General features: G+C 45.1%; 12 protein-coding genes and 1 tRNA gene. 6 read left to right on the top strand and 7 right to left on the bottom strand.

The window, feature by feature from the left end; all coding sequences use genetic code 11:
• Positions 1-48: 48 nt before the first annotated feature.
• The 4 genes from AAHN97_RS27805 to AAHN97_RS27790 are packed head-to-tail and all read right to left on the bottom strand — an operon-like array spanning position 49 to position 3053.
• Positions 49-1278 carry a sensor histidine kinase gene (locus AAHN97_RS27805; RefSeq protein WP_343305332.1) on the bottom strand — a complete coding sequence of 410 codons (1230 nt, stop codon included), beginning with the start codon at positions 1276-1278 and terminating at the stop codon, positions 49-51.
• Positions 1275-1952: a response regulator transcription factor gene (locus AAHN97_RS27800; protein WP_343305331.1), complete on the bottom strand. Its 678-nt coding sequence runs from the start codon at positions 1950-1952 to the stop codon at positions 1275-1277. The genes AAHN97_RS27805 and AAHN97_RS27800 overlap by 4 nt, the downstream gene beginning before the upstream one ends.
• A 27-nt stretch (positions 1953-1979) precedes the next feature.
• A complete protein-coding gene (locus AAHN97_RS27795) occupies positions 1980-2426 on the bottom strand; it encodes a DoxX family protein (RefSeq protein ID WP_343305330.1) in 447 nt (148 codons plus the stop codon).
• Positions 2427-2486: 60 nt separating this feature from the next.
• Positions 2487-3053, bottom strand: a complete 567-nt coding sequence (locus AAHN97_RS27790) for a Crp/Fnr family transcriptional regulator (protein ID WP_343305329.1) — start codon at positions 3051-3053, stop codon at positions 2487-2489.
• Between the two features lie 641 nt (positions 3054-3694).
• On the opposite strand from AAHN97_RS27790, the gene AAHN97_RS27785 reads away from it, so the two are divergent.
• The 5 genes from AAHN97_RS27785 to AAHN97_RS27765 all read left to right on the top strand — a co-directional run bounded on the left by AAHN97_RS27785 (position 3695) and on the right by AAHN97_RS27765 (position 9161).
• Positions 3695-4804 carry a sensor histidine kinase gene (locus AAHN97_RS27785; RefSeq protein WP_343305328.1) on the top strand — a complete coding sequence of 370 codons (1110 nt, stop codon included), beginning with the start codon at positions 3695-3697 and terminating at the stop codon, positions 4802-4804.
• On the top strand, positions 4782-5495 hold the full coding sequence (locus tag AAHN97_RS27780) for a LytR/AlgR family response regulator transcription factor (protein WP_343305327.1): 714 nt from the start codon (positions 4782-4784) through the stop codon (positions 5493-5495). The genes AAHN97_RS27785 and AAHN97_RS27780 overlap by 23 nt, the downstream gene beginning before the upstream one ends.
• A 113-nt stretch (positions 5496-5608) precedes the next feature.
• A complete protein-coding gene (locus AAHN97_RS27775) occupies positions 5609-7969 on the top strand; it encodes a TonB-dependent receptor (protein WP_343305326.1) in 2361 nt (786 codons plus the stop codon).
• A 185-nt stretch (positions 7970-8154) separates the two neighbouring features.
• Positions 8155-8227, top strand: a tRNA-Ala gene (locus AAHN97_RS27770).
• Between the two features lie 64 nt (positions 8228-8291).
• Positions 8292-9161: a DUF4349 domain-containing protein gene (locus tag AAHN97_RS27765; RefSeq protein WP_343305325.1), complete on the top strand. Its 870-nt coding sequence runs from the start codon at positions 8292-8294 to the stop codon at positions 9159-9161.
• Here AAHN97_RS27765 and AAHN97_RS27760 read toward each other — a convergent pair.
• The 3 genes from AAHN97_RS27760 to AAHN97_RS27750 all read right to left on the bottom strand — a co-directional run bounded on the left by AAHN97_RS27760 (position 9145) and on the right by AAHN97_RS27750 (position 13644).
• On the bottom strand, positions 9145-9507 hold the full coding sequence (locus tag AAHN97_RS27760; RefSeq protein ID WP_343305324.1) for a hypothetical protein: 363 nt from the start codon (positions 9505-9507) through the stop codon (positions 9145-9147). The two genes, AAHN97_RS27765 and AAHN97_RS27760, sit on opposite strands and share 17 nt — an antisense overlap.
• A gap of 626 nt (positions 9508-10133) precedes the next feature.
• Positions 10134-12266 carry a catalase gene (locus AAHN97_RS27755; RefSeq protein ID WP_343305323.1) on the bottom strand — a complete coding sequence of 711 codons (2133 nt, stop codon included), beginning with the start codon at positions 12264-12266 and terminating at the stop codon, positions 10134-10136.
• A 139-nt stretch (positions 12267-12405) separates the two neighbouring features.
• Positions 12406-13644 carry an NAD(P)/FAD-dependent oxidoreductase gene (locus AAHN97_RS27750; protein ID WP_343305322.1) on the bottom strand — a complete coding sequence of 413 codons (1239 nt, stop codon included), beginning with the start codon at positions 13642-13644 and terminating at the stop codon, positions 12406-12408.
• Between the two features lie 161 nt (positions 13645-13805).
• Between AAHN97_RS27750 and AAHN97_RS27745 the strand changes: the two genes are divergently transcribed.
• On the top strand, positions 13806-17828 hold the full coding sequence (locus tag AAHN97_RS27745; RefSeq protein ID WP_343305321.1) for a hybrid sensor histidine kinase/response regulator transcription factor: 4023 nt from the start codon (positions 13806-13808) through the stop codon (positions 17826-17828).
• Positions 17829-17884: the final 56 nt, after the last annotated feature.

The raw sequence follows: 17884 nt of genomic DNA, 5'->3' as shown, positions 1-17884 counted from the left end.
CGGGGCATTCTGAATACATTCTGAATAAAAGGGAAGACCGGGCGGGTTTTAACGTTTCATTATAACATGGAAAGTATGAAGGGGATGTTCGTAGGCATAACTGATCTCAAATTGGTACAGGTCGCAGATCTTTTTCACGATCTCCAGCCCCAGGCCCATACTCTCCGTATCCGCACTGTTTTTGGAGAAGCGCTGGAAAAGCCGGTTGGCATTAAGGGCATATAACTGGCCGGTATTCTGAACGGTCAATACACCGGCGGAGAGTTTCACAATGATCTGCCCCCCCTTCAGGTTATGCCGGATGGCATTCACCAGCAGGTTGCTGAGCAACACTTCTATCAATGTGGGATTAGCGGAAATATGCAGATCCTCTTCCCAATGCTGCTCCAATATTAATTCCTTTTGCTGCATCTGCTGCTGGTATTGCTCCAGCAGGTGAAGCGTCATTTTTTTGATGGACACTTCTTCTGTTTCGGGGAACTGCCCGTTCTGAATACGGGTGAGCAGAATAAGGCCTTTGTTCAGCCTGGCCATCCGCTGGCTCGCTGAAGCCATATCCGTTATGAGGGTAGCCTGCTCTTCTGTGAGCGGCGTTGTTTGCATGAGCAGTTCCAGTTTTCCCTGGAAGATAGCCAGCGGTGTACGCATTTCATGAGAAGCATTCTCCGCGAATTCTTTCTGCGCCACATAGGATTTTCTGCTGCGTTCCGCGAGTTGTTCCACTGCCGTATTCAGTTCTTCAAATTCATTCACTTTGGAATGCGGCAATTGCAAAGGCTCCACCTGGTCTACTTTATACGCACGCAGTTTGCGGAGGGTATTATAGAATGGTTTCCATACCTGCCTGGCCAGGCTTCTGTTGATCAGCAGCAAACCTGCCAACAGCAGGGAAAGCAGCAGTACCTGCAGGATAATGATGCTGGTGATCAGCGCCTGGTGATTAGCCAGGGAAGATTTGATCTGCAGCCGATAGGTTTCCTGGTTGATCACCAGGTAAGAAGTAAGCAGGCGGTAAGTGCCCTTATCTGATGTATAGAGGGAATCTTTTGCACCGGGCCTGCCGGATTTTTCTAATGTAATATCATTATCCAGTAAAGGCTGTTTATTTTCCATTACCTGCAAACGTGGGATCAGCTGGGTTTTGGTGGCTATCAACCTCGCATCCACATTAGCGATCACTATACGCTGCAGTACAAAATAAAAAACAGGCACCGCTACCAGCAGCAGTACTACGGAAAGCAGGAAATAATATTGCACGGTTTTATTCAGCAGTTTCATGGCACATCCATTTTATAACCCATACCATATACTGCTTTGATCTGATCCTGCCAGCCGGCCTGTAATAGTTTCTTCTTCAGGTTCTTCATGTGGGCGTAGATGAAATCGTAATTATCAAAAAGCCCTTCTCCGTCTCCTGATAAATGTTCTGCAATGGCGTGTTTGGAAATAACGCGGTTGCGATTGGTAACAAGATATAAAAGGAGATCGTATTCCTTGCGGGTAAGGTCAACTGTTTGATCGTTCACCTTTACGGTTCGTGCCTGTGTATCCAGCACAAGCCCTCCCACTTCCAGGGTATTGCTTCCGGAAAAACGGCGGCGGCGGATCACTGCGGCGATCCTTGCACTGAGTTCAGATAAATGAAATGGTTTGGTAAGGTAATCGTCTGCCCCCAGCTGAAGACCTTTGATCCGGTCGTCAATGGAATCCCGGGCGGAAATAATGATCACCCCTTCTGTTTTGTGGTCCCGTTTCAGGGCCTGCAATACCTGCAACCCGTTGCCGTCCGGCAGGGAGATATCCAGCAGGATGCAGTCATATTCAAATGTCTCTATCCTGTCCAGCGCCGTTTTACAATCTGCCGCTACCTCGCAGGTATAATTTTCCGCTGCGAGGTAGGTAGCAATGCTTTTACTCAGTGCCTGTTCGTCTTCAATGATTAGAATCTTCATACTTTCTGCACATTAATTTACAGAAATTTAGGGGAAGATCAGGCGGTCGATAGAAAAACGGCCACTGCCGGTGAAGACTAAAGCAATGGCGAGGCCGATAATTAAGAGATGATACTCATAACCTTCGTGCCCTGCCGGCATGGTGCCAAACCAGTTCATGAAGAATCCCATAGAGGCATGCACGTACCAGATGATGCCAATGAACAGACCTATTACGGCTACTGCGGCAATACGGCTACCGGCTCCTGTTATCAGCATTAAGGCAGCAAAGAATTCTATGAGAATTACCAGCACCGCCACAAAAGCAGGCAGGCCTGCCTGCTGGGTAAGATGATGCATTTCTCCTGAGAAACCCGGCCCGCCGAACCAGCCGAACATTTTCTGTGCACCATGGGGGAAAAGAACAATCCCTAATGTAAGCCGGAGGATGAGGCCCGTCCAGCCATTGTCTGTAGAAAAACAAGTTTGTAACATGTGTACCCTGAATTAGGCTACAAAATTGCTGCAGCGGCTGCTGCTAATCTGTGATATATATCACTGTTTATTTTTCACCCGGTTCAGTGTTTCGCGGGTAATGCCCAGGTAGGAAGCGATCTGCTGCTGTGGCACCCTTTGTTCAAAATGGCCGTAGCGGCTGTAAAAATCTGCGTACCGTTCTTCTGCCGGTTTCTGGAGAAAGAGGATCCTCCTTTGCTGCGCTACAAACGCATGCTGCATGATGATCCTGAAGTATCTTTCCAGTTTGGGTATTTCGAGGAACAGTTCATCCAAACGGTTTTTATCTATCAGCAATACTTCTGAATCCTCTAATGCATCAATATTATAAACAGAAGCTGTGCCGGTTAACATACTGTACCAGTCTCCTATCCACCAGTCTTCAAAAGCAAACTGCATGATGTGTTCCCTTCCTTCTTCATCAATTTCATACTGCCGCAAACTGCCTTTGATCACAAAATGATCATAACGGCAAAGTTCTCCTTCCTGCAGGATGAATTCTTTTTTGCGTAGTGTTCTGTGTTGTAATGCTGCAGTAAAGTGTGCCTGCTCCTGCAGATCGAGGGCCACATAACGGGATATGTTTTCAAGGATAAGCGCGTACATACGGCAAATATAAGCAAATAGCCCATGGAAGCGAATTCCACGGGCATTTCACAGATCAATCATATAGACTAATTATCCGAATTCAGGTCTGATGTTATCAAACCTCTTTTTTCATGCAATCGTTTAAAGGATTTAAAAAGATATATGATCAATGCAGCGAGCAGCATGGGGAAAAGCAGGTTCAGACTTCATTCTGAGCCGGCACCACGTTGCGTGGCGCCGGGAACGAATGAATGGTTGGGTGATTGATAATGGTTGGTGATGTGCAAATTTGGTGTCAGGCAAAAGCGGGTTCTGCGGCGCCAGATAATTTACCACCAAGTAATAGGTGACGCACACTTCTCCCGCTGCCCGACAAAAGCTTATATAGTTGGTTCCATATTTTTAAAACGGAAGATTACATTCGATGGCAACACATGGTACCACCATCAGCTAAAAGTAAATTTGTGGGAGATGTTACCACAAAACGCATGAGTTTGAGATTTTTCATTTCAAATGCATTTAATTCAATAAGATACAGGAAGCGTTGTAAGCAACCTGGTTGTTTTGTGGTGGTAAATTATGTATCCTATTAGTCTACTAATTCTGTAGACAAATATACAGCATGTAATCAAATAACCAAATTAATCCTGTAAATTTTTTTGTCTGCACAAATAACCCACTGGAAGGCAGACCCGGTCTATTCGTCTCCGGGCGCAATAAATGGAGAAGAATTAAGTAGTTTTATTGTGATGTTGTCAACTAAACGGGTCAACCTGATCCTGCATTTCTTTCTATGGGTACCCAGTATAGGGGTACCGCTTTTCCTGTTACCGCTTAAAGATGGAACGGGTAAGCCCGAATTCTTTTCCATCAGCAAGATGGTATTTACAATGGCACAGGTGGTAGTATTCTATATCATGGTGTATTACCTGTACCCCCGGTATTTTCTGAAGAAAAGGATCAAAGAGTATCTCATCATCCTCACCAGCCTCTGTATTTTTATAGCTGTACTGAGCGCGGTGGCCGTAGCACAGTTTGACGCGCATTACAATTCTATCCTCTGGGTAGGTATTATTATCAAGTTCCTGATCAGTATGGCTGTAATGGCCACGGGTACCTCCTATATGCTGATCATTCATTTTATCCAGGATCAGCGGCTGCAGCAGGAGAACCTGAAAACAGAACTGGTATTCCTGCGTTCACAGGTAAGCCCGCATTTTATGTTCAATACCCTGAACAGTATTGTATCGCTGGCCCGCAAAAAATCAGATAAGCTGGAACCGGCCTTGCTGGAACTCTCCAACCTCATGCATTACATGCTGTATGAATCGGATGAAGAGAAAGTATGCCTGCGGAAAGAGATCGATTATATCCAGAGCTATATAGACCTGCAGACCTTACGTTTCGGGCACCAGGTGCGCATCACTTTCCGGAACAATCATCCCCCGGAAGAACTCTCTATTGAACCCATGTTATTAATACCTTTGATAGAGAATGCTTTCAAACATGGTATTGGCCTGATAGAAGATCCGGAGATCACCATAGACCTGGAAGTGCACCAGGGAGAACTTTCGCTTACAGTGTTGAACAAGTTCAATCCCGGAAGCCTTGAAACAAAAGATAAAACTTCGGGCATAGGGCTTACCAACCTGGAGAGGCGGTTAAAATTGCTCTATCCCAATAAACATACGCTCAGTGCCGTTAAGAACGATAATTACTTTAATGCATCTCTTAAAATCTATTTAAATGATCAGATGCCTGGCAGTTGATGATGAGCTGTTATCGCTGGACCTGCTGGAGGATAACATCCGGCGAATCCCCTTCCTGCAACTGGTAGCGCGGTGCAATAATGCCTATGAGGCAATGGAAGTGATGCAGCGTGAACCCATTGACCTGATCTTCCTGGACATCCAGATGGCAGGGCTTACAGGCACGCAATTCCTGCAGGGCATGACCAACCGGCCCATGGTGATCTTTATTACGGCCTATAAGAAATATGCGCTGGATGGTTTTGAACTGGATGTATTGGATTACCTCGTAAAACCCGTACCCTTTGAACGTTTCCTCAAGGCAGTGAACAAAGCGGCAGAATATCATTCCCTCAAAAAGGCACCGGTTGTAAATCCTGCCGCCGATTACTTCTTTGTGAATGTGGAATACAACCTGGTGAAGATCGCCATTAACGACATCAGTTATATTGAAGGGCTAAAAGACTATATCAAGATCTATTTACACCATACCACCAAACCCATCGTTACGCGGCTGATGATGAAAGCCATCTCCGAAAAACTGCCACCGTCCAGGTTTATACGGGTACATAAATCCTATATCATAGCACTGGACAAAATAACGGCTATCCGCAAGAACCGTATTTACATCAATGAACACATCATACCTATCAGCGATTCTCATCGTGAAAATCTCTTTTCCATTATAGATCCCAGGAACCTGAAAGATTAAGTCGTCTGCACATACCGTGTGGATGTCGCATTGTTGCCAGAGATGGCATACTTTGTTTTTACGGACAGGGAGGAGTGTGCAATTTAGCTGCTTAACGCACACAATTATTCGCTATGAAACACTTTCTCCTATCACTATTGATCTTTGGTTCCCTCCCTACCCTGGCACAGAACAACACCCAAACGATCAGCGGTATTGTAACAGACAAAGCATCTGAAAGGCCGCTTGCACATGTAGCGGTACAACTAACGGGTACCGGCATGGGTGCCATAACAGATTCAACAGGCCGTTATGTAATAAGAGGTGTACCGCCCGGCCGTCACCGGATCTCCTTTACTTTCCTGGGTTATAAAACAGTGGCTATCCCGGAAGTGCTGGTCACCTCCGGAAAACAGGTGGCGCTGGACATTCCGATGGATCAAAACATCAGTTCTTTAAGCGGGGTTACCATCTCTTCCGGCAGAGCGCGTAAAGGAAATGCAGCCAATGAATTTGCCGGCAGCAGTGCACGCTCTTTTAATATGGACGATGTAACCCGTTATGCCGGAGGCCGCAATGACCCATCCCGGCTGGCCAGCAACTTTGCGGGTGTAGCCACTACCAATGATTCCCGTAACGACATTGTGGTGCGCGGTAATGCGCCTACAGCAGTATTATGGAGAATGGAAGGGATCCCCATCCCTAATCCCAATCACTTCTCCACACTGGGTACAACAGGCGGCCCGGTAAGTGCATTAAACACCAATGCATTGAAGAACTCTGATTTCTATACCGGCGCTTTCTCTGCTGAATATGGAAATGCTACCGGTGCTGTATTCGATATTGCTTTGCGCACAGGTAATAAAGAGAAAGTGGAAAAGACCCTGCAACTGAATATGTTCAGCGGACTGGAAGCGATGATAGAAGGGCCCATTGGTAAAAAAGGCGCCTCCTTCCTGGTAGGCTACCGTTACTCTTTTGCACAACTCGCACAATCGCTTGGTTTGAATGTAGGCACGCAGGCCACACCACAGTACCAGGACCTGATCTTCAACCTCAGCTTCGCAGATTCCAAACTCGGTAAGTTCAGTTTATTTGGCATGGGCGGTACCAGCCAGATAGATTTTATCGGGAAAGACCTTGATTCAACAGACCTCTTTGCCAATAAGGATGAAGATGTTTATTTCCGCTCAAGAATGGGTGTGGTAGGGCTCAAACACACAATTGATGTAGGCCGCAATTCCTTCATCCGTTCTATCCTATCTTATTCTTATTCCGGCAACGAAGGAGATACCTACAAATACAACGAAACCGAAACAGAACGTAAACATGTTGTTTACGGAACAACCACCAATACCGGCCTTCGCCTTTCTACCTATATCAATTCAAAGATCAATACAAGGTTCACGGCAAGAGGTGGTGTACTGGCTGAGATCCAGGGGCTGGACACTTACGTTCAAACCCGGATTGAGCAGGCGGACTGGACAACCACCAGGGCTTATGACGGAAGTTCTTTATTACTGCAACCTTACCTTCAGGGCAAATACCGCTTCTCCGATAAACTTTCTCTTAATGCGGGTGTACATGGTATCTATTATGGCTTCAATGAAACATCCAATATAGAACCAAGGACTTCCCTCAGTTACGCGATCGACAATACGAAAACACTCACCTTCAGCTATGGCCTGCACAGCCAGCAACAGCCCTTACCTGTCTATCTCTATCAGTCACAGAAACCAGATGGCACTTATGATCAATCCAACCGTGACCTGGGACTTACTAAAGCACATCATTATGTATTGGGGTACGACTGGTCTTTTGCCCGCGACTGGCGCCTGAAAGCAGAGTTGTACCATCAATCCATCTACAATGCGCCGGTGGAACAACAACCCAGTGGTTTTTCTGTACTCAATGCAGGTGCAGATTTCACCTTTCCTGAAAAGGCGGGTTTAGTGAACAACGGCACAGGAACCAATACGGGTGTGGAACTAACAGTAGAAAAGTTTTTCAGCAGTGGATTCTATCTCCTCACCACCGCCTCCGTTTTTGATGCGAAGTATAAAGGCAGCGATGGTGTGGAAAGAGCTTCCACTTTTAATAACAGGGTAGTGCTCAATATACTGGCAGGCCGCGAATGGAAGATGGGCAAAGATGGTAAAAACGCTTTTACGGTAGATCTTAAAGTAGCCAATGCAGGCGGCAGATATTATACACCTGTGGATATTCCTGCCTCTGTTGCCGCCGGCGTAGAAAAACTGGATGAATCGAAATATAATGCGGAACGCCTCCCTTCTTATTTCAGGGCAGACCTGCGTTTTGGCTTCCGGCTGAATAATGCGAAACGAAAGATCTCCCACACCATCTTCTTAGATCTGCAAAATGTAAGTAACCGGGAGAACGTATTCACGCAACGTTACAACCAGGTATTGAAACAGGTGGGCACCCTCAACCAGATAGGCTTTTTCCCGGACCTCATGTACCGGCTCCAATTCTAGCCGATAGGATGGCGGATAACTGATCCAAACACAAGGCCCTGTTCCCGGGTAGGGGAACAGGGCCGGATCAGTGTTCTGCAGCACATATAAAGCATAAAAATATACTTCTCCCGGTTTGCCCTGCCGGGAGAATATTTTTTGTTTTATCAAAAAAGCGGCTAAATTTGCACTCCATTCAAGCCTTCGGGGGATTAGCTCATCTGGTAGAGCGCAAGCATGGCATGTTTGAGGTGATCGGTTCGAGTCCGATATCCTCCACGAAAGAAAAGGCCTTAAGTTTCATAACTTAAGGCCTTTCAGTTTTAACGCCAATCCTCACCCTATGAAACTTAAACAACGATTCTGGAAGATCGCCAGATGGTTCATCGCTCTCTTCTTTTTCATGCTCATTTGCAGATTGATCTATGGTTATGTAGCCACGGACATCATTGCCAGTTCCGATAATGCGGGAGACTTCTTTAGCAGTGTAGCGAACATAAGGAAGAACTATGCTTCAGAAAAAGGTTATTCAAAACCCGATGTGGACGGGCAGGCAAGTTTTGCTGCTTCTCAGAAATATGAGAAAACAGCTACTGTAAGAACTAAAAGCACAGCATTCGATAAAGATGCCTCGGCCATCAAAAACACTACAAAAGATTTTGAAGGTGTTATTCAATATGAACAAAATACGGGTAACAAGGGCTACAGGGAAATCCATTTACTGATAGGCGTGAGCCCGGAAAAATTCGACAGCTTCTATACTGCGGTTCAGGACATTGGTAAGATCAATTCCACTGAGATCACCAAGATCGATAAAACCAATGAATACAGGGAATTGAATGCTAAAAAAGCATCGCTTGAAAAAACATTATTATCGCTGAACGAGTTAAGATCAAGGAGTGGTGTGATCAGTGATTATGTTTCCCTGCACGATAAGATCCTGGAAATAGAAACAAAGTTGCAGGAGCTGGGCGTTGAGTTGGGCAACTTTGATGCAGAGAATGAATTCTGCAGCATCCGCTTCTCTCTTTTTGAAGGCGCACCCAAAAAAGGGATCAGTTTTCTCAGCCGTTTAAAAACGGCTACGGAATGGACGATACAGTACTATGCCATACTTGCTGTATCACTCGTATGCATATCCTTATCCGTGTTCATTATCTTACTGATCATTGATAAACTGAAAATACTAAGTACGCTTACAAAGACTTCTTAAAAACCAGCTGGTTAAAGAACATCATATTGCAGAACAGGAACAGATCGTATATGATAAAAGAAAGTAAGCTGAACTCCGTAAAGAACATCCTGATGGTAAAGAAACCATAAAGGCCTGCTGCAAGCAATTGGGACAGGATAAATGCTACTTTGATCCAGGTGTTTTCGTACAGGGCATACAATAAAAGAAAAACCAGATTAATCACCAGTACGATAGTTTCAACAATTAGTTTTTGAGTATAAATATTTTCTAAGCGAACGCCGGTGTGAGAGGCAAACTGAATCAACCAATTGAATAACAGGTAGCCCAATGCAAGTCCGAAATAGTACTTCCTAAATTCCGTCATAGGTACAGGTATAAGAAAAGGTCTTAAGCTCCACAACTTAAGACCTTTTTTTAATTCTTAGGAAACCCGTCAGGTTAAATTTTATACACATGTCCATATCATCCGCAGTGGGATGATCTTCAAAATGGAGATGCGGGCAGGTTCATTCCGGTAGCCTTACTTGCAAACAATACATGTAATCAGGGCCAATGTTTGCCCGCAGCCAGATCCATGTATCGTAAGTGCCACCGGTCATAACATGTTTCTTCGGATTAAGATTTTCATGGTTTAAAGGTTAATGTGCATAAGTAATCCGTTCTCCCGTTGATCGCTCAACGGCAGTCAGATGCGTGTAGAAAAATTCGTTAAATAGGTTGTGTTATGAGGGCTTCTCCTCAGGGCTTTTTATCAGGTTAAATTATTTGCTCCCCTGCATTGCTTTAATACCTAATAAATGTACGGATAATTCCAATTATTCGAAACTTTTTATGAATAATGAAAATCAACTAGTTATGAGAAATAACAATAAATTGAAAGTATATCGAAACATTTTAAAGGCGTATTTTCCGTTTATTTGAAACAAAATGAATAAAAAAAGACCCTGAATATGAAACCCAGGGCCCTTCTTTATCTATCCTATATTTACATCATGCAGGCACCTTTTCTCTTGTCCAGAAACGGTGCTGCGCGATGGCTTTAATAAATGCTTTCTCCAATGCCTTTTCTCCGGTGATCACACCATCACTTTTAAGATTTACAAAGCTTGCTTTCAAAACATCCAATCCCTGCCCGTCCGCAGCAATTGCTTTACAATGTTTATACCCTTCATTGATGAAATGAATGGCATCCGGCTCATTGATCAAAGCAGCTGCACTTCTTTCTCCTCCGGGTATAAAAACAGCATCAAACAAAACAGATGCAGCTGTGAGGAAAGTCATATCCACTTTAATGTCTGCACCTTTCGCATTTTTGATCATGCCTCCATGTGGTGCAATCACTTTCGCCTGAGCGCCTTCTGCCTCCAGCGCAGCTTTCATCTTACTTAAAGAAACTCCATCCACACCATCTGCTGCAAGTATTGCGATCTGCCTTGTGCTGATCGTATCCTTTCTTGTGTTGGCCATACTTAACGCAGGAGATTTTTCTATGCCCTGAGGAACAGGGTTATTCTGAAAGTCTCTCGGATTTGCATCCGCACCAAAATTATGATTGAGCGGCTCCTGTGGTTTCACTACCTTTATTCCCAATCCATCTGCCACGCGCTGCGCCAGCTGTGTACTTACTTTCGCCAGCAAACCTACCATACGTTCACGGATAGCAGGTGTTTCCAACTTACCTAATTCAAACCTTAATGCATCCACGATATGATTTTGCTCTGGTTCAGACTGGCTGTTGAAGAACAAAGTAGCCTGGCTGAAAAAATCCATAAAACTCCTGCTGCGCCCACGTACCTTTTTTGCATCTATCCTTTCTTCATGAGACGTAAAACCACCTTCTGCCATCTTTGCCTGGAAAGGGCATCCGCCACCCGTAGTATTAGGATGATAACTGGCTTTACCTACATTGATCTGCTGACGCATGTGACCATCCCGTTGATTATTATGCACCGTATTCACAGACCGGTTGATGGGTATCTCATGAAAATTAGGACTGCCCAGGCGGGATAACTGCGTATCTGTATAAGAGAATAAACGTCCCTGTAAAAGCGGGTCATTGGTAAAATCGATTCCGGGTACAAGATGCCCCGGATGAAAAGCTACCTGCTCTGTTTCAGCAAAGAAATTATCCGGATTACGGTTCAGTGTCATTTTGCCGATCCGCATAACGGGCACAATTTCCTCCGGAATTATTTTAGTAGGGTCTAATAAGTCGAATGGAAATTTATGCTCATCTTCTTCTGCCACTATCTGCACACCAAACTCCCACTCAGGGAAAGCCCCATTTGCGATAGCTTCATACAGGTCCCTGCGATGAAAATCCGGGTCTTTACCGGAGATCTTCTGCGCTTCGTCCCATACCACAGAATGTATTCCCAGTAAAGGTTTCCAATGGAACTTCACAAAGTGCGACTTTCCTTTTGCATTGATAAAACGGAATGTGTGCACGCCAAACCCCTCCATCATTCTATAACTGCGGGGAATGGCCCTGTCTGACATTGCCCACATGATCATATGCATAGACTCCGGTGTTAAAGAAATAAAATCCCAGAAAGTATCATGTGCGGAAGCGGCCTGTGGCATTTCATGATCCGGTTCCGGTTTTACGGCATGGATCAGGTCGGGAAATTTAATCGCATCCTGGATGAAGAACACGGGCATGTTATTACCTACCAGGTCATAGTTCCCTTCTTCTGTATAGAACTTCACGGAAAAACCTCTTACATCCCGCGCCAGGTCTGTTGAACCACGGGAGCCGGCAACAGTAGAAAACCTTACGAATACAGGGGTTTTAACGGAAGGGTCCTGCAGAAAACCCGCCTTGGTGTATTTCTCCATCGATTTATATACCTGGAAAAATCCATGGGCCGCAGATCCGCGCGCATGTACGATCCGCTCAGGGATGCGCTCATGGTCAAAGTGTGTGATCTTTTCACGGAGGATAAAATCCTCCAGCAATGTAGCACCGCGTTCGCCAGCCTTTAAAGAATTATTATCATCGTTAATTCTCAGACCCTGGTCTGTGGTCATAAATTCACCGGTACTATCTACACGGTCTGGATTGAGGTCTGCTAATTTCTTGTCCGGAATGGTATTCTTTGGGTTAGCTTTCTTCTTTGCCATAAGATAAGGTTTACTATTCCCTCATCAAATTCATGCCATGATGCTTACAGGCGCTAACAAACAAACTACTAACCGGTAACAGTCAATTCAAAAACAATATATATGCCATGGTGGGGACATTCAACCCCAACCTGCCCATTTAAGCCCTGTTAAACAACAACTTAACATAGAAAGAAGGCTTCGCTAATTTCTTCCGCAGGTCCAGTTCATAGAACATGCAGGACATCAGTTCCCGTAATTGTTTATTCCCCATGCCGAGTTTCATCAGGTAATTAAACAACCATGGGCGATGCACCAGTTTTTGCAAACGCGCACTGAGTTTTAATTCAGTGCCCAGTTTACGATGGACCGTTTCATCATATGCTTTCAGCTGTGTGGCAGAAAAATCATTGGCAGCAATGGCCCGTTTTACCTGCTCTGCTGCAAACCTTCCGGAATACAGTGCATTACCAATACCTTCTCCGGTGAAAGGGTCTATCAGGTGACCGGCATCCCCGATCAGCATAAACCGTTCGCCGCTCAGCGTTCTTTTCTTACTACCTAAAGGCAATCCATATCCATCTATTTTATCTATCAGCACGGCATCTTTAAAACGTTCTTTCAGCACCGGATCATTCTCCAATGTATCCTGCAGCATTTTCCGCAGGTTCAGTTTCTTCTTTCTTACCACTTCACTCAAAATTCCTACTCCTACATTTGCCTCTCCATTAGGTAAGGGGAAGATCCAGAAATAACCCGGCAGCAGAGATTTTAGAAAATGCAATTCGATATACCCTTTGGGATGCAGCCCTTTAATATTCTTATAATAAGCGCGGAGACCTGCGCAATAATGTTTTGGCTCCAGCTGTATACCTGCCACATCTTTTGTAAAAGAAGAATGAGCCCCATTAGCCACGATGATCAGTTTCGCTTTGATCTGTAAGGAACCGGAAGCATTACTGAGCAGATATCCATCCTGCTGCAAAGTATATTTATCAATGCCTGTACCTTCTATCAATTCAATATTTCCGCAACGCTTCATTTCATCTACCAGGAAATTATCAAACACCATCCGTTTGCAAACGAAACCTGCCGCCCCATCATTCACCGGTTTATATGAAATATCCAGCGATGCCCTGTTGGAAGCAATGAAAGTAACACCCCAGCTATCCTCCTTATCCTGCAGGGCCACCAGCCTTTCGCCGATAGCGGGATCGATACTGTTCAGAATGGCGAGTACTTTTCCACTCAATCCGTCTCCACATACCTTATCTCTCGGAAATACCGCCTTATCTACTACTATACAGGGAATATTATACTGATGTAATTGCAAAGCTGCCGTTGCGCCGGCCGGGCCAGCCCCGATGATACAAACATCGGTTTCCTTTATCGTGTTCATGGCCAGAAAGATACTCCTTAAAAAGTAACTGAAAAAGATTAAATTTACTATATCCACGCCGGTCAGGCATGATAAGCAACCCGAACCAAAACTGTACTTTCATCCCACCACCCATTTATTATTTGTGCTTAAGGCGCATGGATCAAACAAGCAGGTATACCATGTTATTCGCATTTCAGCTACAACCTTTAAGATCATGCTTCCTTTTGCTGGGATGTTTATTGTATTTGCTCCCTGCCCATGCACAGCCTGCCGATAAATATTTCCTCCAGAACCTGGATAACCGTAACGGCCTTTCCAACAGTGCCATCAATTATATTTATAAAGATGCGGACGACATCATCTGGGTAGCCACCTGGGATGGACTCAACAGGTATGATGGCTCTTCTTTCCACGTTTTCAATTACAGCAAAGAAAACGACCTGAAAAGTATAGGCAATAACGTGATACAATATATCACGGAGGACAAAAAAGGGAATATCTGGATCAGCACCATCGAAGGCATCTCCCGCTATGAAAAACACAGCGGCAGGATCTATAATTATTTCTACCAGCAGCACCAGCGCAGCAAAATCAGTGAACAGGAATTCCAACTGGCCGTAGATACTGCCGGCACGGTTTTCTGCCTCACACAAAAATATGGGCTCACCCGCTATGATGCCACAGCAGATTCTTTCCGTGTTTTTAAATTCCCGGGGGCAGGGATCAGCAAATTCGCTTTTGATGATAGCAATACCTTATGGCTGATCAATCAGGCAGGCGGGCTGGAAAAATATACCTGGAACGGGCAGCAGTTCAAAAGATCACAAAGCATCCAGCAAAAGGTCACTAATTTTTTTGTGGTTAAAACACAGCTGTTCTTCACTACGGCAGACAATCAATTATACCAGTTCGCCGGCAACACAGCAAAGCCCATTCTGCAATTGAAAAATGGCCTGACGGCGATGGTCCGCTATAATGATCATTACCTGCTTGCCTGGTCCGGCAAAGGGTTTGGTGTGTTTGACAACCAGTTCCGCCCTGCTGACTTCCTGGAACAGGAAGCCCGGCAAATGCAGAACATCCGTATCACCGCATGGGCTTTAGGCAGTGAACAGATCTTATGGTACGGTACTGATGGAAATGGTATGATCAAAATATTCCCAAAAACAAAACCCTTCGGCTCCATTGCCACGGCGGATGCAGACATGCCATACAGCAAACCCGTCCGCGCATTCTGTGAATATAACGGTAACCTTTGGGTAGGCACAAAAGGCAGTGGTATTATTGAACTGCCCAATTTCTGGCAGCCGGGATCAGACCTTACAAAACGGAACTATTTTTTATCTCCCGGCGAGTTGGATAACAATGCCGTTTACGCCCTGAAAAAAGGCAGGGATCAGTTGATCTATATTGGTACGGATGGAAAAGGCATCGGTGTATACGATACCCGCAACCGGAAGTTCCACAAATGGGCCGGTATAGAGGGATACGACAAACATCCGGAATTCGGTTCCGTTTATGCCATCCTGCAGGATGAAGACAATTCCGTATGGCTGGGTACCAGCAGTTATGGACTCATTCACCTGAAACTGCGTTTGAATAATAACGGAAGTATCAGTCTTGTTTTCCTGGAGCAATACACTTTCAACGGCAGCAACACCGGCCCTGCCAATGATATCATTTATGCCCTTGCATCCGGAGACCCTGATCATATCTGGATAGCCTGCCGGTATGGAGGATTGAGCCTGCTGGATAAAAGGACCCGGCGCTTCAAAACCTTCAAAGCCTTCACCTACGAAGGCAGCCTTTCCAATAATGATGTACTCTCTCTTTATAGTGACAGCCACAACAGGATATGGGTGGGCACCAGTTACGGCCTCAACTGGATCAACCAGGCAGACGCGGCAAAAGAGGAACCTGCATTCCGGAAACTCACCACGGAAAATGGTTTACCTAATAATACTATTCATGCTATTGAGGAAGACAATGCCGGCAACATCTGGGTAACTACCAATAAAGGACTGGCCAAAGTGCAGCCGGATAAAGCAACCGTTTCCTATTACCAGCAGGCAGATGGATTGCAGAGTAATGAATTCTGCGATGGGGCTGTATGGAAAGATTCCTCCGATCATCTTTTTATAGGCGGCACTTCAGGCTTCAATTATTTTCTGCCGCAAAGGATCAGGAATACCAGCTGGTGCCCCAACCTGCTTATCTCCAATATTGTCATGGGTGGTGTAAGTACACATGGTACAGTACTCCGGCCAGCCGCCAACAAAACCCTTGATTATACCATTCACCGCAAAGACGGTTATTTTGACCTGGATGCAAAAGCTATCAGCTTCCTCAATGCGGATAAATGTGAATATGCGTATTACCTGGAAGGCTATGATAAAGTATGGCATTACCCCGGCACCAATGGAAAGATTGCTTACAGCAATATTTTACCCGGCCATTATACTTTCAGGATAAAATGGTCTAACGGAGAAGGGGTATGGACAAATGAGACCGTATTGCTGAATATTGAGGTACAACAGTATTTCTGGCTTACCTTTCCTGCCTTCCTTGTATATATCATTATATTATCCTTCCTCGGTTACCTTTTCTATCAATACCGCATAGAACATCTCATGCGGGTAAAGGAAGAAGAGATCCACCAGGGGCAGTTGGGCTTTTTCACCAATATCGCGCACGAACTGCAAACGCCCCTCACGCTGATCATGGGTTCCGCGGAACGGTTCATGGATAAAAAGGAGAAACCTTATTTCCTCAACCTTATTCACCAGCAGGCCTCCCGCCTTACTTATCTTGTACAGCAATTACTGGAATTCCGGAAAGCAGAGGCCGGCTTCCACAATAATCAATACAGCTACCTGCATGTATCAGACCTGCTGAATAACCTCACCGATCCTTTTGTAACACTCAGTGAACAGAACGGTATAGATTACCAACGGAACATCCCACCGGATATCAAAGCCTGGGTGGATAAAGACAAACTGGAAAAGATCCTTTTCAATCTTTTATCCAATGCCTTTAAACATGGCGGTAAAAAGATAGAACTCAGCGCCGCAGAAAGTAACGGGCAACTGGAAATAGCGGTCAGCAATTCCGGCAGCCATATTCCTCCGGATCAACTGGATAAGTTGTTTGACAAATTCTACGTGGCCAAACCCGGCAATGAAAAATTTGGTACAGGGATAGGGCTTGCCTTCACCAAACAGCTGGTGGCCATGCTGCAGGGGAAAATAACCGCCAGCTGCGTGGAAGACTGGATCACCTTTAAAGTAAGCATCCCTTTAACCACTGCCGGCGAAAATGCCCAACTCATTTCAGACAAACCCTCCTATTTATATGAGTCCCTCACTTCCTACAGGGAATCGGTCATTTCCCCGGAAGAAAATAACAAGCGGGCCATTATTGAACAACTCTCGCCGGACAACAACCGTAAGAACATCCTGGTAGTGGAAGACGAACCGGGTATCCGCTACCTGCTGAAGGATATCTTAAAAGACCATTATACCATTTATGAGGCTGAAAATGGAAAAGAGGCACTGGACCTGATGGCGAAAGTGATCCCTGACCTCATTATCAGTGACATTATGATGCCGGATATGGATGGCCTTACCCTTTGCAATAAAGTAAAGAACGCTCCCGCCACCTGCCAGGTACCTTTTATTATATTATCTGCCAAAGGAAGTGTGGAACATAAAACGGAAGGGTATGAAGTAGGAGCGGATGCCTATATCGCCAAACCCTTTCATATTGCCCATTTAATGGTGCGGGTACGGAAATTGCTGGAATACCGCCAACGGATGCATGATCTTTTCAGGAACAATGAGAACATTACCACAGCAGACATGCCGGATACAGATAAAGAATTTATCCAGCACCTGGTGCGCATCATTGAAGAAAAACTGGACGAGCCGGAACTAAATGCCGCCGTTCTGGAAAAAGAACTGGCCATGAGCAAAATGCAGCTCTATCGTAAATTAAAAACGATGACCAATATGACACCCGGAGAGTTCATTAAACACATCCGCCTGAAACATGCGGCCCATTTACTCACTTCCACCCAGTTCACCGTTTCCGAAATTTTCTATCGTACCGGTTTCAATAACCAGTCCTACTTCTTCCGGGAGTTCAAAAAACGTTACCTCTGTGCACCCAACGAATACCGGGGGCAACAATCTGCGCAAAGCTAAATCACTGTATTTCAGCAAAATAACTGCCCATTGTAACTATAGTACAGTAAAATGTG

The sequence above is a fragment of the Chitinophaga niabensis genome (genome assembly GCF_039545795.1).
Taxonomy (GTDB): Bacteria; Bacteroidota; Bacteroidia; order Chitinophagales; family Chitinophagaceae; genus Chitinophaga; species Chitinophaga niabensis_B.
This window is presented reverse-complemented; position numbering and strand designations above follow the sequence as displayed.